This window comes from Massilia horti, from assembly GCF_004614195.1.
In the GTDB taxonomy this organism is placed as follows: Bacteria; Pseudomonadota; Gammaproteobacteria; order Burkholderiales; family Burkholderiaceae_D; genus Telluria; species Telluria horti.
In genome coordinates this window covers 36332-56626 of record NZ_SPUM01000108.1, presented here as the reverse complement: position 1 = coordinate 56626, position 20295 = coordinate 36332, and the positions used below count along the sequence as shown (strand labels likewise).

Below are 20295 nucleotides of genomic sequence, written 5' to 3'. Positions count from 1 at the left end.
GCCTGCCGGAGCAGATCCGCGGCTTCGGCCACGTGAAGGAACAAGCCGTGGCCACCTACCGCGCGAAACAGGCCGAACTGCTGAGTCGCGCCGCGAAAAAACGCGCCGCCTGATAGTGCCGGTTGCACCGCGGGCGGAAGACTCGCCTGCGGTGCAACACATGTGCGCCCGGCCAATATCCATTCTTGACGTTTACGTTAACGTCATATACCGTACCTAACATACCTGTCCGCTTCCGACACCCGAAGGAACACCATGAACGACATCACTCCCGCCGCCAAGCTCGACCTGCCGGAGCAGCCCAAACTGGCGAACAAGGTGCGTTTCGTCACCGCCGCCTCGCTGTTCGACGGCCACGACGCCTCGATTAACATCATGCGCCGCATTTTGCAGAGCAATGGCGCCGAAGTGATCCACCTCGGCCACAACCGCTCGGTCGACGAAGTGGTGACCGCGGCCCTGGCCGAAGACGCGCAAGGCATCGCGGTCTCCAGCTACCAGGGCGGCCACGTCGAATACTTCAAGTACATGATCGACCTGCTGCGCCAGCGCGGCGGCGCGCACATCAAGGTGTTCGGCGGCGGCGGCGGCGTGATCGTCCCGCACGAGATCGAGGAACTGCACGCCTATGGCGTCACCCGCATCTTCAGCCCGGAAGACGGCCAGCGCATGGGGCTGGTGGGCATGATCCGCTCGATGCTGCACGCCTGCGACGTCGACCTGTCGGGCTATGCGCCGACCACCATCGACGCACTGCGCAACGGGCCGATCGAAGAGCGCCACCGCCCGCTGGCGCAGCTGATCACCGCGCTGGAGAACGGCAAGCTTGATCCCGCGCTGCGCAAGCAGATTTTTGATGCCGCCGAAGGCTGCAAGGTGCCGGTGCTCGGCATCACCGGCACCGGCGGCGCGGGCAAGTCCTCGCTCACCGATGAACTGATCCGCCGCATTCGCCTGGACCAGGGCGACCGCCTGCACATCGCCGTGGTCTCGATCGACCCCTCGCGCCGCAAGTCCGGCGGCGCCCTGCTGGGCGATCGCATCCGCATGAACGCGATCAACCCCTGGCACGGCCAGGCGCGCGTGTTCATGCGCTCGCTCGCCACGCGCGACGCCGGCTCCGAAATCTCGCAGGCGCTGCCGGACGTGATCGCGGCCTGCAAGGTGGCCGGCTTCGACCTGGTGATCGTCGAGACCTCCGGCATCGGCCAGGGCGACGCCGCCATCGTGCCGCACGTGGACCTGTCGATGTACGTGATGACGCCGGAATTCGGCGCCGCCTCCCAGCTCGAAAAGATCGACATGCTCGATTTCGCCGACGTCGTCGCGATCAACAAGTTCGACCGCAAGGGCGCCCAGGACGCGCTGCGCGACGTCGCCAAGCAGTACCAGCGCAACCGCGAACTGTGGAGCAAGAGCCCGGATGAAATGCCGGTCTACGGCACCCAGGCATCGCGCTTTAACGACGACGGCGTCACCGCCCTGTACCACGGCCTGCTGCCGCGCCTTGGCGAACTGGGGCTGGCGCTGCAGCCGTCGCGCCTGCCGGTCCCGAGCCAGAAGTATTCGGGCGCGCAGAACGTGATCGTGCCCGCGGCGCGCAGCCGCTACCTGGCCGAGATCGCCGACTCCGTGCGCGGCTACCACAAGCAGGTGCGCAGGCAGGTCGGGCTCGCACGCGAGCGCCAGCAGCTGCAAGAGGCCAAGCGCATGCTGGCCGCCGCCGGCAAGGACGCCAATTTCGACGACCTGATTCTGGACCGCGACAACGCCCTGGACGGCGGCGCCAAGAAGCTCCTGGCGATGTGGCCCGACATGCAGGCCGCGTACGCCGGCGAGGAGTACGTGGTCAAGATCCGCGACAAGGAAATCCGCACCAGCCTGGTTCAGAAGACCCTGTCCGGCAACCCGATCCGCAAGGTCGCCCTGCCCCGCTACGAGGACCACGGCGAAATCCTGCGCTTTTTGATGCTGGAGAACGTGCCCGGCTCGTTCCCGTACACTGCAGGCGTGTTTGCCTTCAAGCGCGAGAACGAAGACCCGACCCGCATGTTCGCCGGCGAAGGCGACGCCTTCCGCACCAACCGCCGCTTCAAGCTGGTGTCGACGGGTATGGACGCCAAGCGCCTGTCGACCGCGTTCGACTCGGTCACCCTGTACGGCTCCGACCCGGCGCTGCGTCCCGACATCTACGGCAAAGTCGGCAACTCGGGCGTATCGATCGCCACGCTGGACGACATGAAGGTGCTGTACGACGGCTTCGACCTGTGCAGCCCCGCTACCAGTGTCTCGATGACCATCAACGGCCCGGCGCCGGCGATCCTGGCGATGTTCATGAACACCGCCATCGACCAGCAGATGGACAAGTTCGTCAAGGACAACGGCCGCCAGCCGACCGAGGACGAGACGGCCAAGATCCGCGCCTGGGTGCTGGCCAACGTGCGCGGCACGGTGCAGGCCGACATCCTCAAGGAAGACCAGGGGCAGAACACCTGCATCTTCTCGACCGAGTTCTCGCTCAAAGTGATGGGCGACATCCAGGAATACTTCGTGCACCACCAGGTGCGCAACTTCTACTCGGTGTCGATCTCCGGCTACCACATCGCCGAAGCGGGCGCGAACCCGATCTCGCAGCTTGCGTTCACGCTGTCGAACGGCTTCACTTTTGTCGAAGCCTACCTCGCGCGCGGCATGCACATCGACGACTTCGCGCCCAACCTGTCGTTCTTCTTCTCCAACGGCATGGACCCCGAATACACGGTGCTGGGACGCGTGGCGCGCCGCATCTGGGCGGTGGCGATGCGCGACAAATACGGCGCCAACGAGCGCAGCCAGAAGCTCAAGTACCACATCCAGACTTCCGGCCGCTCGCTGCACGCGCAGGAGATCGACTTCAACGACATCCGCACCACGCTGCAGGCGCTGATCGCGATCTACGACAACTGCAACTCGCTGCACACCAATGCCTACGACGAGGCGATCACCACCCCGACCGACGAATCGGTGCGGCGCGCGCTGGCGATCCAGCTGATCATCAACCGCGAATGGGGCCTGGCGAAGAACGAGAACCCGAACCAGGGTTCGTTCATCATGGACGAACTGACCGACCTGGTCGAGGAAGCAGTGCTGCAGGAATTCGAGCGCATCGCCGAACGCGGCGGCGTGCTGGGCGCGATGGAGACCGGCTACCAGCGCGGCAAGATCCAGGAAGAGTCGATGCTGTACGAGCACAAGAAGCACGACGGCAGCCTGCCGATCATCGGCGTGAACACCTTCCGCAATCCGCACGGCGCATCGGCCCCGGCGACGATCGAGCTGGCGCGTTCGACGGATGAGGAAAAGCAGTCGCAGTTGACGCGCCTTGAGGACTTCCAGCGGCGCCATGCCAATGAAAGCCCGGCAGCGCTGGCCGCCCTGCAGCAGGCCGCGATCGACAATCGCAACGTGTTCGACAAGCTGATGGACGCGGTGCGCGTGTGCTCGCTCGGCCAGATCACCAACGCGCTGTTCGAGGTCGGCGGGCAGTATCGCCGGAATATGTAAGGCCACGACAGTTTGCAGGAGGCGTAGGGTGCGCACCTGTGCGCACGCGGTTCGCGAAGGTTGCGTAGTGGAGCTGCGGCCGCAAGTCAGCGAGCCTTGACCGCATGCGCACAGGTGCGCACCCTACACCCTCCGATAAGCCGCACGGCCTTATTCGGTGTTCGCTGCTCCGATTGAGCCAACATAGCGCCGGTTCTTGGCGGCCGGCGCAGCGATGCTGCGGTACATAAGCCGCCGCACACCGGGCACCTTCAGCCCGGCCGCAAACAGCAAGTCCCGCCACAGTCCCGTCCCATCCGCCTGAAAACACGGAGTCAGCGCCTTGCTGAGCGACTGGTAGCCGCGCACCGCCCACAGCCGGCGCCGTGAGTAGCTCGCCGCGCCTGCGAGCACGCCATGCCGCGCGACTTCCCGCGCCAGCACCAGCGCGTCCTGCACCGCCAGCGTGGCGCCCAGGCCGAGCTGCGGGCTCATCGCATGGGCCGCGTCGCCGACCACGCACACCGGTCCGCCGGCCAGCCGTTTGGCCCGCGCATGGCGGTAAGTGGCAAACGCAAACTGGTCGTGGCTGTCTATCTGGTCCACCACCGGCGCGGACTGCGGCCACAAACCAAGCAGTTCTTCCTTCCAGTCGCTGATCAAGCGGTTCTTCCACGCGTCGTACTGGTCACAACGCAGGCTCCAGAACATGGACAGGCGCAGCTTGCCGTCCACCCGCGCAGTCGGCATCAGCCCGTACATCTGGCGCGTGGTTCGGTACCGCTGCTCGAGCAAGGCTTCGTCTGGCCAGTGCTCCACGTCGAACATGGCCCACAGCGCGCCCCACTCGTACACTGACGATTTGACGGCCAGGCCAACCTGGGCCGGCAGCCGGGAGGCCGCGCCGTCGGCGATCACGATCAGGTCGAAACGCTGCTCGCCCTCCTGCGTCTGCAGCAGCGGGCGCGTGGCTTGCGGCACGATCGCCTCCACCGCGCTGTCGTACCTGACCTGCACGCCGGCCGCAAGCGCCGCCTCCAGCAAGAGCTGCGACAAGGCTCCCCGGCTGACCCCGCGCGCTTCGGTCCCGTCATAGGAAATGTCGACCAGGGTCCAGTCGCGGTGGCAGGTGCCCAGGAGCCGCGTGACCGGCACGCTGGCGCTTCTAAAGGCAGTGCCCACCCCGAGCGCGTCCAGCGCCGCAACCCCTTGTGGCTGGATCAGCAGTCCGGCGCCCAGCGGCGCCAGGCACGGGTGCTTTTCGAACACCGAGACCGCGTGCCCGCTTCTGGCGAAGGCGATGGCGGTGGCAAGGCCGGCCGTTCCGGCGCCGACGATGCCGATCTCGGGACGGCCGCTAGCCAAAGCGCACGGCGTAGACCGGTGGCAGCGAAGTCGAGATGGTTTGCCAGCTGTCACCGCCGTTCTCCGACAGCCACACCCCGCCGGTCGTCGAGCCCATCAACAGCGTGCGCCCGTCGCCAGCCACCGCCAGGGCGTGGCGGTAGATCAGGTCGTAGCAGTGCTCCTGCGGCAGCCCCTCCCGCAACACTTCGAAGGTCCGGCCGCCGTCAACGGTGCGCGTGACCGCCAGCGCGGCGTCGACCGGGACCCGGCGCTGGTCGGCCTGGGCCGGCACGAACCAGGCGGTATTCGGATCGGTTGGATGGGCCGCGACCGCGAACCCGAAATGCGACAGGGCCGGGGCTGTAATCTCCTCCCAGCGGTGCCCGCCGTCCGCCGAGCGGAACATGCCGCTGTGATGCTGGCACCACAAGGCGTCGGGCGCCCCGGGCGAACGCACTACCCGGTGCGGATCCTGCACGGATGGCTTCTCGGCCATTTCGGGCGGCACGTATGCGGCGCGCATGCCGGCGCAACTCACGTTCCAGCTTTCGCCGCCGTCCTCGCTGCGCCAGGCGCCACCGCTGGACATCGCCACCAGCAGGCGGCGGCTGTCGCGAGGATCGACGCAGATGCTGTGAATGCCCGGCGTGTCGTAGCCGCCGCCGCCCCACTCGCGGCGGTCGGGCACGTCCCACAACGTACGCATCAGTTCCCACGACGCGCCGCGGTCGACCGACTTGAACAGGCCCCCCGGCAACGTTCCGGCCCACAGCACGCCGGGCTGGTCCGGCCCGGCGGCTTCCAGCGACCAGATCATCTTGTTGGTCCAATCGACCGGGTCGTCGCTATCCGCCGGCTTGGGTGGATAGGCGGGCATCGCCACTTCGGTCCAGCTGTCGCTGCCGGCGTCGCGCCGGTGCAGCTTGACGCCGAAGTGGCCCAGGTTCAGCGCGGCATACAGGCTGCCGTCGCGCGGGTCGGGCAGCGTCATCGTCACCGGGTCGCCGAGAAAATGCACGGGGCCGAATTCCCAGCGCCCGTTTTTGCGGGCCAGTTCAAACAAGCCCTTGCGGGTCGACAGGTATGCTCGTTCGCTCATCTCAGCCTCCTGAAAGTGCCTGTAGCACGTACACCTTGCTATCCGGTTGAAGTGGATCGTCCAGGCGCATGTGGTCGGATACGCGCCTGCCATCGATGAAAATCACCACGTTCTCGCGCAGGCAGCCCTGCTCGTCGAGCACGTAGCCGCGCAGCAGCGGGTTGACGGCGAATGCACTGTCCAGGCCTGCGCGCAACTGCGTGGCCGCGGTGTCGACCTGCGGCACCGTGGTGAATCGCGCCAATTGCTGCGTAAAGAACACCTGCGCCATCGCCTTGCCTTCCGTTCAATTTTCCCGCCGACAGATTCTAGACTTGTTGTTACCGTTCCGCCATCAAAAACTTGCTGCTCCGGATGGTGGCCACACGACCGGCCGCTGGCCTAGAATGACTCCATCGCCACCACGGAGCGCAGCATGCCGATCAAGCCGGAACAACTCGCAGCGCTGATGCACGAAGTCGAGCAGGAAGACCCGATCGACTTCGCCGACCTGCCGTTTCCCGAGGAAGACTTGCGCAACCTCGTCGCCAACCATTTGTGCGAAATGGCTGCCGCCATGGAAAACTTCAGCACCGAAGACCGCTTGATGACCCTGCTCGCGGTCTCGGCCAAGCTGGTGCTCGAAAACCTCGTACTGCACGTGCAACTGCTGCGCCGCCACGGCCTGCCGGTCGGGGACAGTGTCGAAGCCCTGCTGTCACGTCTGCGCAAGCCCAACCAGTAAGACCTCGCTTCAAAACGAGCTCACCTGTCTTAGTCCGCCGCTTGGGTCCGGCAGTTCCCGCACGCCCCTCAAATTCCCTCCGGCAAGGAAAGTTTTACAACAATTAATTATCTTGTGCGGGTTGCAAGCGATTCCTTGGGTTATTATTTCCGGTCAGGAAACTGCCGCTCGTTGGCGGAGCGATCGTTGTGCACATTACAAAGGAATCGACATGCCGAGTCTTGCCAAGAAACACAAACTGACGGCCGCCGTCTGCGGCGCCTTCCTGCTGGGTGCCGGGTTGGCCGGTTGCCACCGCGACGAATCCTCCGCCTCACTGCTGGCCGAGGCCAAGCAGTACCAGCAAAAGGGCGACCAAAAAGCCGCGCTGATCCAGTTCAAGAACGCGGTCGAAAAGAATCCGCAGGATGGCGAGGCCCGCCTGGCGCTGGGCATGCATTACCTCGATATGAGCGATAACGTCTCGGCAGAGAAGGAACTGCGCAAGGCCGCTTCGCTCGGCATCGCCCCGCAGCGCAGCCTGCCTGGCCTGGCCAAGGCGCTGCTGGGACAGGTCCAATACCAGACGGTGCTGGACGAGGTGACGCCGGCGCTGGCTGCAAACTCGGCCGAGCTGCTGGTGGCGCGCGGCGATGCACTGCTCGCGCTGGGCAAGGGTGGCGAGGCCAAACAGGCCTACGAGCAGGCGCTGGCGCTCAAGGCCGACAACGCCGAGGCCTACATCGGCCTGGCGCGCCTGGCCATGCAGGACAAGGACAACGCGGCCGCGCACCGCTACGCCGACGAGGCCGCCGCCAAGGCGCCGAACAATGCGGAAGTGGCCATGTTCAAGGGCGCCCTGCTGCGCACCGAGGGCAAGCTGGACGAGGCGCTGGCGGCCTATGACCAGGTACTCAAGCTCAAGCCGGACCATCGCTTTGCCCACCTCGACCGCGCCTATGTCGAAATCAGCCTGAACAAGTATGACGCGGCCCAGGCCGACCTCGTCGCGGCCCGCAAGATCACGCCCAACAACCCGCTGGTGCTCTATACCCAAGCCCTGCTCGACTTCAACCAGGGCAAGTTCGCGGCGGCGCAGGAATCGCTGCAAAAGGTGCTGCGGGTCGCGCCCGACCACCCGCCGACCATCCTCCTGGCCGGCGCGACCGAGCTGAACCTGGGATCGACCCAGCAGGCCGAGCAGCACCTGCGCAAGTACCTGGAGAACGATCCGAACAATGTCTTCGCGCGCAAGCTGCTGGCCCAGGCCCAGCTCAAGAGCGCCCAGCCGAACAACGCCGCGGCAACCCTGGCCCCGGCCCTGAAGGAAGCGAGCCAGGACCCGCAACTGCTGGCGATGGCCGGGCAGTCGGCCATGCAGACACGCGACTTCAAGAACGCGACCGCTTACCTGGAAAAGGCTGCCGCGCTGGCACCCAAGGCGGCGGCGCTGCACACCTCGCTCGGCCTGTCGCACCTGGGCCAGGGCGATCGCGAAAAAGGCCTGAGCGAACTGGAACTGGCCGCCGAGCTCGATCCCAAGTCGTCGAACGCGGCCGTGGCGCTGGTGCAGGCCCAGCTGAGCATGAAGAACTACGACAAGGCGCTGGCGGCCGCCAAGGCGCTCGCCAAGCAGCAGCCGGACAACCCGCAGGCGCAGAATCTGCAAGGCCTGGTCCTGTTGGCCAAGGGCGATCGCGCAGCAGCCCGCGCCACGTTCGAGCAGGCGGTGGCGCTGCAGCCGACCTTCTTCCCGGCCGTGGCCAACCTGGCCCGGCTGGACCTGGTGGACAAGAAGCCGGATTCGGCCAGGCAGCGTTTCGAGACCATGCTCGCCAAGGACCCCAAGAACGCCGAGGCGATGACGGCCATGGCCGACCTGGCGCTGCTGCAGAAACGGACGGCTGATGCGACCACGTGGCTGGAAAAGGCCAGCGACGCCAACCCGGACGCGGTGGCCCCGGCGCTGCGCCTGGCCGGCCACTACCTGGAGATCAAGCAGACGGCCAAGGCGCTGACGCTGGCGCGCAAGCTGTATACCGCGAACGCGGGCAACCCGGACGTGCTCGACCTGCTCGGCCAGGCCCAGCTTGCCAACAACGCGCCTACGGACGCGCTGGAAACCTACAGCAAGCTGGCCAAGCTGCTGCCGAAATCGGCGCTGGCGCAGTTGCGCCTGGCGCACGTACACCACCAGCTGAAGAACGACGCCGCCAGCGCCGCCGACGTCAAGCGCGCGGTTGAGCTGCAGCCGGACTTCGTGCCGGCGCGCGGCGCCCAGATCCAGCTCGCGCTCAGCCAGGGCAAGCCGGACGAGGCGATCGCTGCCGCCCGCCAGCTGCAGCAGGCCAAGGGCCAGTCTGGCGTCGCCGGCTACGTGCTGGAAGGCGACGCGCAACTGCTGCTCAAGCGCCCGGCGCTGGCGGTGGCCGCCTATCAGAAGGCGTATGCGAACGCCAAGTCGGCCCAGTTGCTGCTCAAGCTGGCCGAAGCGTTGAAACAGGCCGGCAAGGCCAGCGACGCGCAACCGCTGCTCGCGCAATGGCAGAAGGAACATCCGGAGGACGTGGTGGTCGCGTTGTACGCCGCCGAAAGCCAGTTGGCGAACAAGCAGTTCAAGACGGCGATCGCCATGCTCGAAGACGTGGTCAAGCGTGCCCCCAACCATGCGGGAGCGCTGAACAACTTGGCCTGGGCCTACCAGCAAGAGAAAGACCCGCGCGCGCTGGGCGTTGCCGAGCAGGCCTACAAGGCGGGCGGCGAGATCCCGCAGATCATGGACACGCTGGCCTGGGTGCTGATCGAAAAGGGTGATACCAACCGCGCACTGCCGCTGCTGCAAAAAGCGGTGACGCTGGCCCCGGAGTCGCACGACATCCGTTATCACCTGGCGTATGGCCTGTCCAAATCGGGCGACAAGGCGGGCGCGCGCAAGGAGCTGGATAAACTGCTGTCTCAAAACAAGCGGTTTGCCCAGGAAGAGGAAGCGCGTTCGTTGCTGAAAACTTTATAAATTGTTAGTATAAATCCATCATAAGAATGGAGAGAGCGCAAAGCCGCGCTACCTGCACCGGAACTGCGTGCGCAACGACTGCCACATGTTGCGCGACGCCGATCAAGGGAAGTCCGCGATGACAAAGACTGAAGCTAATAAGGATCCGGATGGCGTTTTGCCCGATTCCCTATCGAACGCTCATGTTTTCGATGATCGGGATAACATAATGTCCTCCGAATTAGAGGACGTTATCGTGAACCAAGATTCGTATGGGATCCGGCTTACCGATACTGCCGACGGGCGTAATTCGGCCAGCATGTTAATCAGCAAAATGTACGCGTGGCGCGGATATGCCGGGACCCACCATTTGGGCGACGATCCTAACCGGATTACCCTGACCGCCACCGACAAGGGCGATGTGGTCGGCACCCTCACCCTCGGCATCGATTCCCCGATCGGGCTGATGGCCGACCAGGTTTTCAAGGACGAACTGGACGCGCACCGGGAGCGCGGCGCGCGCCTGTGCGAGTTCACCAAGCTCGCGTTCGATCCGGCGGTGCGCTCGAAAATCTCGCTGGCCAACCTGTTCCACCTGGCCGTGATTTACGCGCGCGACCTGCATCACTGCACCGATATCGTCATCGAAGTCAATCCGCGCCATCGCCGCTTTTATCAAAGCATGCTCGGTTTCGAGCGCGAGGGCGAAATGAAAACCAACCCGCGGGTAAATGCGCCGGCCTACCTGCTGCGGGTCGGTCTGGATTACGCCACGGAGCAGATCCGCCAGCACGGCGGCACCTTCAGCACCAACACCACCGAGCGCTCGTTTTATCCGTATTTCTTTTCGCCGCGAGAAGAGGCCGGCATCATCAACCGCCTGTTGCGGATCGACGAACAGGCAGTCGCCTGAGTCGCCGCCGCGCGCCTTCCCTGCCTTGTTTGTCCCCGCATTTCCATAGCTGCCGATGACCAATCCATTCCGCTACGAAGAGGCATTTTCACGCAATATCGGCTGGGTCACGCCGGAAGAACAAACACTGCTGCGCAATAAACGGGTGGCGATTGCCGGCGGCGGCGGCGTCGGCGGCGTGCACCTGCTGACGCTGGCGCGGCTGGGCGTAAGCAAATTCCATATCGCCGATTTCGACAGCTTCGACATCGCCAATTTCAACCGCCAGGTCGGCGCAATGATGTCCACGCTGGACCAGCCGAAAACCGACGTGCTGGCGCGCATGGCCAAGGATATCAATCCGGAAATCGACATCAAGGTTTTCCCGGATGGGATCGACAAGGACAACCTGCCCGCATTCCTCGATGGCGTCGACCTGTACGTCGATGCGCTCGATTTCTTCGCCTTCGACATTCGCCAGCGCACGTTCGCGATGTGCGCCGAGCGCAACATCGCGGCCACCACCGCCGCACCGCTTGGCATGGGGGCGGCACTCCTGAATTTCATGCCGGGACGGATGACGTTCGAGCAGTACTTCCGGTGGGGCGACCTGCCCGACCAGGACAAGGCGATCCGCTTCGTGGTCGGGCTGGCCCCGGCCGGCCTGCACCGCCCCTACCTGGTGGTGCCCGAAGCGGTGAACTTCGGCGAGCGGCGTGGCCCGTCGACCATCATGGCCTGCCAGCTGTGCGCCGGCATCGTCGCCACCGAGGCGCTCAAGATCCTGCTCGGCCGCGGCCGGGTGCTGGCCGCGCCCTACGGGATGCAGTTCGATGCCTACCGCAACCGGCTCAGCATCACCTGGCGCCCGGGCGGCAACAGGCACCCGGTCCAGCGACTGGCGATCGCCATCGGCAAGCGCCAGTTCGCGCGCCAGCAGCGCTAATCAGCGCTGGTGAACAGCTGCGCCAGCGGCAGCCGGCGCGAACGCACCGGCTCGCGCGCCGGAAAGCCCACGCGCAGGATCATGTGCAGCATCTCGCCCTCGGCCAGGCCCAGCAGCCTGGCAAGGTCGCGCTGGGCGATCCAGATCCACGGGTCGAAACCGGCGGGCAGCGTGCCTGCGAACAGGCGGTTGACCTGGTCGGTGACCACGTAGTACGGCTGCACCGCCACGCCTGCCAGATTCAGTTCGGTCCAGACACGCGTGAGCAGGCGTCCGGCGTCCAGCGTGCCATAGCGCTCTTCCGGCCCGACCACGCACACCAGGGCCGGCGCGGCCGACAGCAGTTGCGTTTCGGTGTGCGCCAGCAGCTTGTAGGCGCCGATCCGGTTCAGCGCCTCCATCCGCTTCCAGCTCGACATCAGGGCGAGCATGGCCCTGCCGCCCGGCGGCAGGCCGAGGGTGTTCATGTCCAGGCCGTCGCCCTGGGCCACTTCTTGCGGCGTATGGCGCAGGCTGCCGAACAGCCAGCGGTGCAGGTCCTGATTGCAAAAGCGCGCCTGTGCGCACTGACGCACCAATTGCACCAGGCACTCGCGCGCGTCGGGCTCGGTGAGCACCACGGTCCGGTTCCCGCCTTCGCGCGCCGCGCCCGCGTGCGCCAGCACATCGGCCGGCAGCGCGGTGGACTGGTAAGGCAGGCGGTTGGTATGGCGCCGCGCCGGCCCGCTTGGCGCCACGAAGGTGTCCGGCAGCGGAGCGCTCACCGCCAGTTCGCCGTACGGCTGGCTCGCGCCGCCGCTCCAGCGCCATGCGCCGTCCACTCCGTTGGCAGCCAGTGCCATCGAAAGGTTTTCGGCCACCCCGCCCACCGCCAGCAGCGTGGCGTGGCTGTCGGCGTCGAACACATTGGTGTCGGGATGGCGCGACGCATAGGCCACCTCGAGCGCGCGCCCGGTCCAGTGCAGCGTCCACGGCTGGCAATTGTCGGCCGATGGCGCCTGCGCGCCGACCGCTGCAAGCTGTTCAATAAACGTATGGCTCATGATCGTCGCTTTTAGTCTGTAAAAATCATCTGGCTCCGCCAGTGATTTTTACCTGAACCCACAAAAAAGTAGGTGTGCACTTTTTTGTGAACAAAATAACGCAAAAAGCCCGTCGCTCACGACGGGCTTTGGCGCGCGGCGCCGGGCGACGCGATCAGCGTGCGCGGCGGCGACGGAAGTTCAGGCCAGCACCCAGCAGGCCCAGGCCCAGGAGGGCCAGCGAACCCGGTTCCGGAATGCGGTTGAAGTCGATCGAACCGCTAGCCTGGTTGATCGCCACCAGGCCGCTCGGGGTGGCCTCGAAGCCCTGGGTGGTGTTGTTGAACTCGTCGAAGGCCAGGCCGTAGAACGGCTGCGGCAGTTTGAAGTATGCGTTGCCCATGCCGGAGGTGCAGTCAGCAGCGCCCGCGGCCAGCGCGCCCGTCACCGGCATGCCCTGCAGGGTCGCGGAGCCCGCACCGGTGCAGATGGCAAAATTCTGGATCGAGTTCAGGAAAGCGCCGCCGAGCGAGTCGAAGCCGGCCACGCCCTGGATCAGGCTGCCATATGCGAGCAGGATGTCGTCGCTGGTGTTGGCCACCGTTGCCTCGACGCCCGTGTCGTTGTCGACATCGACGGCCGCCTGGGTGTACGCGTTGTTGTGACTGATATCGACCCAGAACTTGAAGTCGAGCTTGGTCAGGGTGTTGGTCATGCCCGGGCTGTTCGGGTTACCCATGGACCACACGTCCACCAGGTCGTAGGTGATGTACAGCTCATAGGTGCCCAGGCCGGTGACGCTGTCGCGCAGCGGGTTACCGTTCAGGTTAAAGCCGCTGATCTGCATCCAGCCCGAACCGTAGTGGCCGGTGGCGGTCGTGTGCAGGAGCTCCGACGAGCTGCCCATGATATGGTTGGCAACGAAATCGGCGGTGGGCAGGCCGAAGGCACTCGGCGCCAGTGTGAAGGACGGCACGGGCGCTGCCATGGACGGCGCTGCCACACCCAGCGACAGTGCCAGGCCGGCGGCGGCAGCCATCCAGTGCTTACGAAGTTTCGATAGTTTCATGAAATTCTCCAGGTTGTTCGAGCAGTTGTTGCATGCAACCGCGAATTCACGGTCTGAGCTACATAAAGCAGGAATCGGGCCAGCTCATGAAAACTGCCATTTCTCCTTTTCTATCAATGACTTAACTTAGTTTTCCTAGTGCAACTTGCAATTGATGTAAGATTTTCCGACAAACCCGCAAAACTCATCCTGGGTCGCAGCGTGCGTCATGCCGCCGCGCGGGGCGAGATGACGGCCTTGTGGAACAGGTGCCGCGCCAGCATCAGTGGCGGCATGCGCAGCCAATTGCCGCGGATGTAGAGCAGCAGGCGCGCCATGCCGCTCAACGGATCAGAGCAGCTCGGGTGAAAGGGCAACAGAACGCGCTCGAACAACTGGTCCATCAGCGCCAGCAGCAGCCGGTTGGGGCGGCCGGCCGCGGCAGCTTCCAGCACACTTGCCGGCACCGGCGCGTGCAGCAGCCTGACCGCGTAGCGCAGCGCGTAAAACAGTGGGCGCGCCAGCTCCAGCTCTTGCGCACGCGCCGGCAGCTGCTCCCAGAAGCCGGGCTGATCGCCGAAATGCACCAGCAGCCGGTGCAGGTCAAACAGGCCGCGCAGCCCGTGCTCGAATTCGCCCTCGTAAAACAGGTGCGCCGCGGCGTGCAGCACCATGTCGGCCGGGGCCAGCACGTGCAGTCCCGGATGTCCCGGCAGGGCATGCGCGTTTGATCGCAGCTTCTGGGGATCGGGCTGGGCCGCCGCCGTGCGCGGCAGAATCGCGTGGTGCACGTCGATCAGGGTCTGGCGCTTGGCATGCTGCATCGGCGGCAGCTCGTGCATCCAGTCGCGGTAATAGCGCTGGTCGTACGGGTCCGGGTGATTGGAGACCCAACCAGCCAGCATCAGCTCCGCCTCGACCTGGCCCAGGCGCTCGGCCGGCACCAGGATGTCGATGTCGGAAAACAGCCGGCCGCGCGCCGGCGGCAGGCCGGCCAGCGCGTAGGCCGCGCCCTTGAGCAGCACCAGCGGCTGCGGCGCCAGCGTCTTGGCGATCAGGGCCACTTCCCATGCGACCGCCCGGCGGTGGCGTTCGGCGCGCACGCGGGCCCACTCCAGATGTTCGCGCACCGGCGCCGGCAGCGCCGCCAGCACGCCCTGCTCCTCGGCCAGGTACAGCACGGTGGCGCTCATGCCGGCTCCTTCCGCCTGGCGCAGCAGCAGGTCCCACTGGCACAGGTCGAGCGCGGCCATGTCGCCGGGCGCGCGCAAGGCCAGCAGCAGCGGGGTTACCTTCCGCGTCATGGGGCCGCCGCCAGGCGCTCGAACAGCGCCAGCGCCTCGTCCAGATGCCCGTAGCTGAACTCGTGGCCCGCGGTCGCGTCGACCAGCTCGCCCAGGGCATGAAAGCCGGCCGCGCCCAGCACGCTGTAGTTAAAGCAGTTCTCCGCCACCCGCATGAAGGTGCGCGCGGGGGCAATGGGCTCCAGCTGCGCGGGAGCGCCGGCCACGTAGCGCGGAAAAATCACCCAGGCCGCTCGCGCAGTCTCGTGCGCGCGCCGCACGCTCTCGCCGGGCGCCTTCATGTGCGCGATGGTGCCCTTGCTGGTGTCAAGCACCGCCGGGCTGAATACCGACGCCGGCGCGAATCGCTTGACCACGTCGATCGAGCCGTTCTTCAGGCTCACCGGGCGCGGCACCGGCTGCAACTGGCCGTCGCCAAGGCGCACCAGCGCCAGCTCGTCGGACAGCAGGCGCCAGCCGGAACACACCAGCGCTGCGCACAGGGTGCTCTTGCCCGAACCGGGCGGCGCGGGCAGGATCGCGGCCCGGCCGTGTTTTTCGACCACCGCAGCATGGATGATCAGGTAGCGATGCGCCCGGCTCGAGATGTGCCAGTTCAGCACCCATTCGAACATCGGGAACGCCTGCGCCAGCGGCAGCGGCTGGAACGGGTTGGTGCCGTCCAGGTCGAACTCGACCTGCGCGCGCAGCCAGCGGCGCACGCCCGCGGGGCGGCGCAGGTGGATCTGGAAATCGGCGAACGGGGCCGCCACGCTGGCCGGATAGTCGGCGTACAGCAGGCCGATGCCGTCGGCCACCTGCGCGATCGTGCTGCGCACCCGGGTGACGAAGGCGCCGGTCTGCAGGCACAGGCTGCCCTCGCGCAGCGCGGTACGCATCTCGTGGGGGGGCAAGGCTGAAAGGGGCTGCATCAGGCCTGTTCGATCAGGGACAGCGCGGCCAGCTCGACCAGGAGCACCGCGAGCGACTCCTGCTCATGCGGGCCGGCGCCAATGCGCAGAGCCAGCGCGTCGGCGTCCACCGGCCCCTCGCGCAGGCACAGCAGCACCTGCATCGCATCGGCCCCAAACAGGTGGGTGTCGCCCGACAGGTCGTTGTACACCACGAACTCATCCATCCAGCAGCGGTGCGCCAGCGACTGGCCAGGAATCAGCCGCCACATCGAACCAACGCACTGCGGCGGGCGCGCGGCGCGCAAACAGGAACCGGCATCAGTTTTCCGTGCTCTCCAAATATCTTTTGACGTCCTCGGCATACCACTTGCTGCCGGCGGTCGGCACGTAGAAGCCATAGGCCACCACGTCGTGCCACATGAGCTTGAGACGGTCGACGGTCAGGAAGTTCATCTTCCCGCTCAGTATGTTCAGGTAGGCGGCCACCAGGTGGAAGCCGAAGTTGTAGGGATCCTCCGACGGATCGGTCGATTCCAGCACCTCCATCAGCGTCCCGGTCCTGTACAGCTTGGTACTGCCGAACGGGAACACCGAGGCAAAGGTGGTCGCCTGTTGGGGGGGCGCCTTGTACGGGTAGACGCCGCGCGGCCACGCATCGGGATGGTTCTTCCAGTAGCCTGGCGACAGCCCGCCGCAGACGAGGTTTTGTCCGCCCGGGCTGCTGCGCAAGCCGCCGGAAAGCGAGCCCGACGGCGATTTGCACATCACCGCCGCCATGCCCGGCTCGCTGGCCAGTGTCAGGATCACGCCCACGCCGGCGAAGCGGCGCCGTCCCGGCATCGCAGGTGCGTCCTTGCTGGGCTTGGCTGATTGTTGGTCTTGGAGGTCCACGTGTTCGATCCCTGGTAAGCGTGCTGTCCGAAGAAAGCTTAGCAATATCCGTTCCAGCCGCGCCGGCACATACCGCATCCCAACAAAATCAAGGACTTATCACGCCCGCCCGGTCCATTGCCGGGCCGGCATAAAAATTCCTGTAAGAAAAATCGACAGCCGCGACCGCTCAGAAGAAGCTTTCCGGAACCACCAGCACGTCACCCGGACGCATCGGCAGGTTGGCCGACATGTCGCCCGACTTGATCAGGTCGTCCAGGCGCACCGCCATCTTCTGCTGCTTGCCGTCGACGGTGCGGATCACGATCGCGCGGTTGCCGGAGGCGAATTCGGTGACCCCGCCGACCGCGATCAGCACGTCCATCAGCGACATGCCGCGGCGGTAAGGCAGCGACTGCGGCTTGGCGGCCTGGCCGATCACGCGGATCTGCTCGTCGTAGGTGCCGACAAAGCCGGTCACCACCACCGTCACCACCGGCTGCTGGATGTACTTGGCAAGCGCCTTCTCGATGTCGCGCGCCAGCTCGGTCGAGGTCTTGCCGGCCGCCGGCAGGTCCTCCACCAGCGGGGTGGTGATCTTGCCGTCCGGACGCACCGGTACCGTCATCGACACCTCCGGATTGCGCCAGACGATGATGTTGACACTGTCGCCCGGCCCGACCAGGTAGTCGGACGCGGGCGGGGCCGCGTCGGTGGCAGCGGGGCCGCCGCTGCTGGCGCAGCCGGCCAGGGCCGCCATGGTGGCGGCGAAGAGCGCCATGCGCTGAAGTGCGTTGCGTATATTCATGCCTATCCTTTTGCAGCGCGCCGCCGGGCGGCGCCTCGTTCGGGGCGGCTCGGGGCCGCGGCTTAGAGAAGTCGCTTCAAAACGAGCACGGCTGCGCTGCGGCTCCCTGAAACGACTTCTTATTGCAATTTCACCATCTTTTGGCGCGCCTATTCTATACCATTCGGCAACTTCGACAACGTGCGCACGCGTAAATTCGTTGTCTTACGGCGACGTATGTTGCAATAACTCACGGACGTAGCGGCCCGGGACGGCATAGGTGATGCCGCTCGGGTTGCTCATCGCGCTTTCCTTGGTTCCCTTGACCAGCCCCATATTAATGACGCCCAGCACCGCGCCACTGTCCGGATCGAACAGCGGGCTGCCGCTGCTGCCCGGATAGGCGGTCGCATCGAGCTGGAAGAGGGAAAACGGGGTGGCAGAGCGCAACTGGGCCACGCTGCGCCCGTCCAGCGCGCGCGAGGCCAGCGACGGCATCACCGCCGGCGTGATCGCCGACAGCAGCGCGCGGTGCGTGACCGGATGCAGGCCCAGCATCACGCCCAGCGGAAAGCCGGTGAAGGCCAGCTGCCGGCCCTCGAGCGCCGTGTCCGAGTCGCCCAGCGCCAGCGCCGGCAGCGGCGCGCCGCTGATCCGCAGGCGCGCCAGGTCGTGCTCGCGGTCGCGCACCTCAAGCGTGGCCGGTCGGAACGCGACGCCGTCGCCCTGGGCCACCACGATCCCCAGCACTTCCTTGTGTTCGCTGTCCAGCGCTTCGGGCACCACGTGGGAATTGGTGACGATGGTCAAGCCGTCGCCGACCACGAACCCGGTGCCGGTGAAGTTGACCGCCGGCCGGCGCGTGGGCTGCGAGCTGCCGACCGCGACCACCGAGCGCTTGACGGTGACGATCGTCTCCACCAGGTTGCCGGACTGGGCCGGCACGCTGGCACAGGCCAGGGCGAGCGCGCCCAGCCAGCGTGCGCACGATTGATTGCAGGATAGCATTTTACGTTTGACAACAATACAATAGGAAAACACCCGGATTGCCGAAGTAGCAATGACAACGATCCCAGGGCGCGCACGATTCATAAGAACAATGGTCTTTGGAAATTTGTTGTATTATTTGACACTAGCAATGCCATTGATGCAATGAAGATTGCAGCTGTGACCGAATTTTAGTTCTGAAAAGTAACTTAGTGTTGGAAAACCACGCCACTTCTTGCTTCCGTTGCCACGGTTTTCCATTATGCAATTGCAATTGCTCCAAGCGCAAGCGATGATTGCTACCTGAACCTGACCTTACCGAGATCAATAATATGGCAGAAATCTCCGCCGTAATCCTGGCATTCCTTAAGGCAATCGGCAAATACCGTTGGTACGCAGTGCTCATTTCCTGGATCGTCGCGCTGGTCGGGTGGACTGTCGTCTATTCGCTGCCAAACGACTACCAGGCCACGGCCCGCGTGTACGTCGATACCCAGAGCATCCTCAAGCCCCTGCTGTCGGGCATGACGGCCCTGCCCAACATCGACCAGCAGGTGATGTTCATGCGCCGCACCCTGATCAGCCGCCCGAACGTCGAGAAGGTGATCCGGATGGTCGACCTGGACGTGACGGCCAAGACCCAGAAGGAGCACGAGCAGCTGGTCGATGAGCTGATGGAAAAGATCAAGATCGGCGGCACCGAGCGCGACGACATCTACACCATCGCCTACAACAATCCCAACCCCAAGCTGGGCAAGGACGTGGTGCAGTCGCTGCTGACCATCTTTATGGAAGGCAGCTTCGGCGGCAAGAAACAGGACTCGGAAAAAGCGGTCCAGTTCATCGACGACCAGATCAAAAGCTACGAAGAGAAGCTGGCGGGGGCCGAAAACGCGCTCAAGGAATTCAAGATCAGGCACCTGGGCCTGCTGTCCAGCCAGGGCGGGGACTCCAGCACCAGGCTGGCCGAGATGAACGAGGCACTGAACCAGGCGCGCCTGGAACTGGCCGAGGCCGAGCAGGCACGCAATGCGATCAAGCGCCAGATCGCCGGCGACGACCCGGCCGCGCTGCCGCCGGACAGCATCGACACCGACGCCGACCCTGAGCTGGACGCCCGCATCGCCACCATCAACAAGAACCTGGACCAGCTGCGCATGCAGTTCACCGAGGAGCATCCGGACATCGTGGCCGGCAAGCGCCTGCTGGCCGATCTGCAGGTGCGCAAGAAGGAAGAGGCCAAAAAGCGCAAGCACAGCGGTGATCCGGGCGCCAACTACAGCCCCATGCTGCAGCAGCTGAACGTGCAGCTGTCGGTCGCCCAGGCGCGCGTGGCCTCGCTCAAGGCGCGGGTCGACACCTATTCCTCGCGTGTGAATCAGTTGCGCACCCGGATGACCAGCGCGCCGGAAGTCGAGGCCCAGCTGGCCCAACTGAACCGCGACTACCAGGTCAACCGCGACAACTACCAGAAGCTGGTCGAGCGCCGCGAGTCGGCCAAGCTGTCGGGCGACCTGTCGTCGGCCACCGACATGCTGGCGTTCCGCGTGATCGATCCGCCGACCGCGCCGCTGACCCCGTCGGGACCGAACCGTCCGCGCCTGTACAGCTTCGTATTGCTCGCCGCGCTGGCGGCCGGCCTGGCCACCGCCCTCCTGATGAGCCAGGTGCGTCCGACCTTCCTCAGCCAGAGCGCGCTGCGCGAGGTGACCGGCGTGCCGATCCTGGGCTCGGTCAGCATGAACTGGACCGACGGGCAGAAAGTCAAGCGCAAGCGCCGCCTGTGGGCCCTGGGCGCATCGGTATTCATGCTGTTCGGGGTCTATGGCGGCGTCATGGCCGCAGCCCTGATCAAGTCCACCCTGTAACGCGACCTGCACGGA

At 65.4% G+C, this 20295-nt stretch carries 17 protein-coding genes; 6 read left to right on the top strand and 11 right to left on the bottom strand.

Going from position 1 to position 20295, the window contains the following annotated elements:
• Positions 1-255 precede the first annotated feature (255 nt).
• Positions 256-3543 (top strand): fused isobutyryl-CoA mutase/GTPase IcmF, encoded by a 3288-nt coding sequence (gene icmF, locus E4O92_RS16200; protein ID WP_135190773.1) that lies wholly within the window; start codon positions 256-258, stop codon positions 3541-3543.
• A 150-nt stretch (positions 3544-3693) separates the two neighbouring features.
• On the opposite strand, the gene E4O92_RS16195 is transcribed toward icmF, so the two are convergent.
• From E4O92_RS16195 to E4O92_RS16185, 3 genes are read right to left on the bottom strand one after another with little or no spacing between them, the layout of a single operon-like run.
• Positions 3694-4887, bottom strand: coding sequence for an FAD-dependent oxidoreductase (locus E4O92_RS16195; protein ID WP_135190772.1), 1194 nt, complete (start codon positions 4885-4887; stop codon positions 3694-3696).
• Positions 4880-5968 (bottom strand): WD40/YVTN/BNR-like repeat-containing protein, encoded by a 1089-nt coding sequence (locus E4O92_RS16190; RefSeq protein WP_135190771.1) that lies wholly within the window; start codon positions 5966-5968, stop codon positions 4880-4882. Before E4O92_RS16190 ends, E4O92_RS16195 begins: the two co-directional genes overlap by 8 nt.
• A 1-nt stretch (position 5969) precedes the next feature.
• A complete protein-coding gene (locus E4O92_RS16185; RefSeq protein ID WP_135190770.1) occupies positions 5970-6239 on the bottom strand; it encodes a MoaD/ThiS family protein in 270 nt (89 codons plus the stop codon).
• A gap of 144 nt (positions 6240-6383) precedes the next feature.
• On the opposite strand from E4O92_RS16185, the gene E4O92_RS16180 reads away from it, so the two are divergent.
• The 4 genes from E4O92_RS16180 to E4O92_RS16165 all read left to right on the top strand — a co-directional run bounded on the left by E4O92_RS16180 (position 6384) and on the right by E4O92_RS16165 (position 11501).
• Entirely contained in the window at positions 6384-6692 is a 309-nt protein-coding gene (locus E4O92_RS16180) for a hypothetical protein (RefSeq protein WP_135190769.1), read from the top strand.
• A gap of 211 nt (positions 6693-6903) precedes the next feature.
• Entirely contained in the window at positions 6904-9684 is a 2781-nt protein-coding gene (gene prsT / locus E4O92_RS16175; protein WP_135190768.1) for an XrtA/PEP-CTERM system TPR-repeat protein PrsT, read from the top strand.
• A gap of 85 nt (positions 9685-9769) precedes the next feature.
• Positions 9770-10576: an N-acyl amino acid synthase FeeM domain-containing protein gene (locus E4O92_RS16170; protein ID WP_229483425.1), complete on the top strand. Its 807-nt coding sequence runs from the start codon at positions 9770-9772 to the stop codon at positions 10574-10576.
• A gap of 55 nt (positions 10577-10631) precedes the next feature.
• Positions 10632-11501 (top strand): ThiF family adenylyltransferase, encoded by an 870-nt coding sequence (locus tag E4O92_RS16165; protein WP_135190766.1) that lies wholly within the window; start codon positions 10632-10634, stop codon positions 11499-11501.
• On the opposite strand, the gene E4O92_RS16160 is transcribed toward E4O92_RS16165, so the two are convergent.
• The 8 genes from E4O92_RS16160 to E4O92_RS16125 form a co-directional block, all read right to left on the bottom strand.
• A complete protein-coding gene (locus E4O92_RS16160; protein ID WP_135190765.1) occupies positions 11498-12544 on the bottom strand; it encodes a nitroreductase family protein in 1047 nt (348 codons plus the stop codon). The genes E4O92_RS16165 and E4O92_RS16160 overlap by 4 nt on opposite strands.
• Before the next feature lie 154 nt (positions 12545-12698).
• Entirely contained in the window at positions 12699-13592 is an 894-nt protein-coding gene (pepA, locus tag E4O92_RS16155; protein WP_135190764.1) for a flocculation-associated PEP-CTERM protein PepA, read from the bottom strand.
• Between the two features lie 206 nt (positions 13593-13798).
• Positions 13799-14875, bottom strand: coding sequence for a nucleotidyltransferase domain-containing protein (locus E4O92_RS16150; RefSeq protein ID WP_135190763.1), 1077 nt, complete (start codon positions 14873-14875; stop codon positions 13799-13801).
• Positions 14872-15786, bottom strand: a complete 915-nt coding sequence (locus E4O92_RS16145) for an HprK-related kinase A (protein WP_135190762.1) — start codon at positions 15784-15786, stop codon at positions 14872-14874. The genes E4O92_RS16150 and E4O92_RS16145 overlap by 4 nt, the downstream gene beginning before the upstream one ends.
• Positions 15786-16037 (bottom strand): HPr-rel-A system PqqD family peptide chaperone, encoded by a 252-nt coding sequence (locus E4O92_RS16140; RefSeq protein WP_167759814.1) that lies wholly within the window; start codon positions 16035-16037, stop codon positions 15786-15788. The genes E4O92_RS16145 and E4O92_RS16140 overlap by 1 nt, the downstream gene beginning before the upstream one ends.
• Positions 16038-16086: 49 nt before the next feature.
• The gene (locus tag E4O92_RS16135; RefSeq protein ID WP_135190760.1) at positions 16087-16659 is read right to left on the bottom strand and encodes a hypothetical protein; all 573 of its coding nucleotides are present in this window, start codon (positions 16657-16659) and stop codon (positions 16087-16089) included.
• Positions 16660-16828: 169 nt separating this feature from the next.
• Complete coding sequence (locus tag E4O92_RS16130) at positions 16829-17446, bottom strand: XrtA/PEP-CTERM system exopolysaccharide export protein (RefSeq protein ID WP_135190759.1); 618 nt, start codon at positions 17444-17446, stop codon at positions 16829-16831.
• Between the two features lie 204 nt (positions 17447-17650).
• Positions 17651-18433 (bottom strand): S1 family peptidase, encoded by a 783-nt coding sequence (locus tag E4O92_RS16125; RefSeq protein WP_135190758.1) that lies wholly within the window; start codon positions 18431-18433, stop codon positions 17651-17653.
• Between the two features lie 311 nt (positions 18434-18744).
• Here E4O92_RS16125 and E4O92_RS16120 point away from each other — a divergent pair, with 311 nt between their 5' ends.
• Positions 18745-20280, top strand: a complete 1536-nt coding sequence (locus E4O92_RS16120; RefSeq protein WP_135190757.1) for an XrtA system polysaccharide chain length determinant — start codon at positions 18745-18747, stop codon at positions 20278-20280.
• Positions 20281-20295: the final 15 nt, after the last annotated feature.

Bases quoted from the DNA above. Each gene is read 5' to 3' on its own strand.
- E4O92_RS16170 (WP_229483425.1), top strand. From the start codon at position 9,770: ATGTTGCGCGACGCCGATCAAGGGAAGTCCGCGATGACAAAGACTGAA.
- E4O92_RS16160 (WP_135190765.1), bottom strand. From the start codon at position 12,544: ATGAGCCATACGTTTATTGAACAGCTTGCAGCGGTCGGCGCGCAGGCG.
- prsT (WP_135190768.1), top strand. From the start codon at position 6,904: ATGCCGAGTCTTGCCAAGAAACACAAACTGACGGCCGCCGTCTGCGGC.
- E4O92_RS16145 (WP_135190762.1), bottom strand. From the start codon at position 15,786: ATGCAGCCCCTTTCAGCCTTGCCCCCCCACGAGATGCGTACCGCGCTG.
- E4O92_RS16120 (WP_135190757.1), top strand. From the start codon at position 18,745: ATGGCAGAAATCTCCGCCGTAATCCTGGCATTCCTTAAGGCAATCGGC.
- E4O92_RS16140 (WP_167759814.1), bottom strand. From the start codon at position 16,037: ATGTGGCGGCTGATTCCTGGCCAGTCGCTGGCGCACCGCTGCTGGATG.
- E4O92_RS16185 (WP_135190770.1), bottom strand. From the start codon at position 6,239: ATGGCGCAGGTGTTCTTTACGCAGCAATTGGCGCGATTCACCACGGTG.
- E4O92_RS16130 (WP_135190759.1), bottom strand. From the start codon at position 17,446: ATGAATATACGCAACGCACTTCAGCGCATGGCGCTCTTCGCCGCCACC.
- pepA (WP_135190764.1), bottom strand. From the start codon at position 13,592: ATGAAACTATCGAAACTTCGTAAGCACTGGATGGCTGCCGCCGCCGGC.
- E4O92_RS16150 (WP_135190763.1), bottom strand. From the start codon at position 14,875: ATGACGCGGAAGGTAACCCCGCTGCTGCTGGCCTTGCGCGCGCCCGGC.
- icmF (WP_135190773.1), top strand. From the start codon at position 256: ATGAACGACATCACTCCCGCCGCCAAGCTCGACCTGCCGGAGCAGCCC.
- E4O92_RS16180 (WP_135190769.1), top strand. From the start codon at position 6,384: ATGCCGATCAAGCCGGAACAACTCGCAGCGCTGATGCACGAAGTCGAG.
- E4O92_RS16125 (WP_135190758.1), bottom strand. From the start codon at position 18,433: ATGCTATCCTGCAATCAATCGTGCGCACGCTGGCTGGGCGCGCTCGCC.
- E4O92_RS16190 (WP_135190771.1), bottom strand. From the start codon at position 5,968: ATGAGCGAACGAGCATACCTGTCGACCCGCAAGGGCTTGTTTGAACTG.
- E4O92_RS16165 (WP_135190766.1), top strand. From the start codon at position 10,632: ATGACCAATCCATTCCGCTACGAAGAGGCATTTTCACGCAATATCGGC.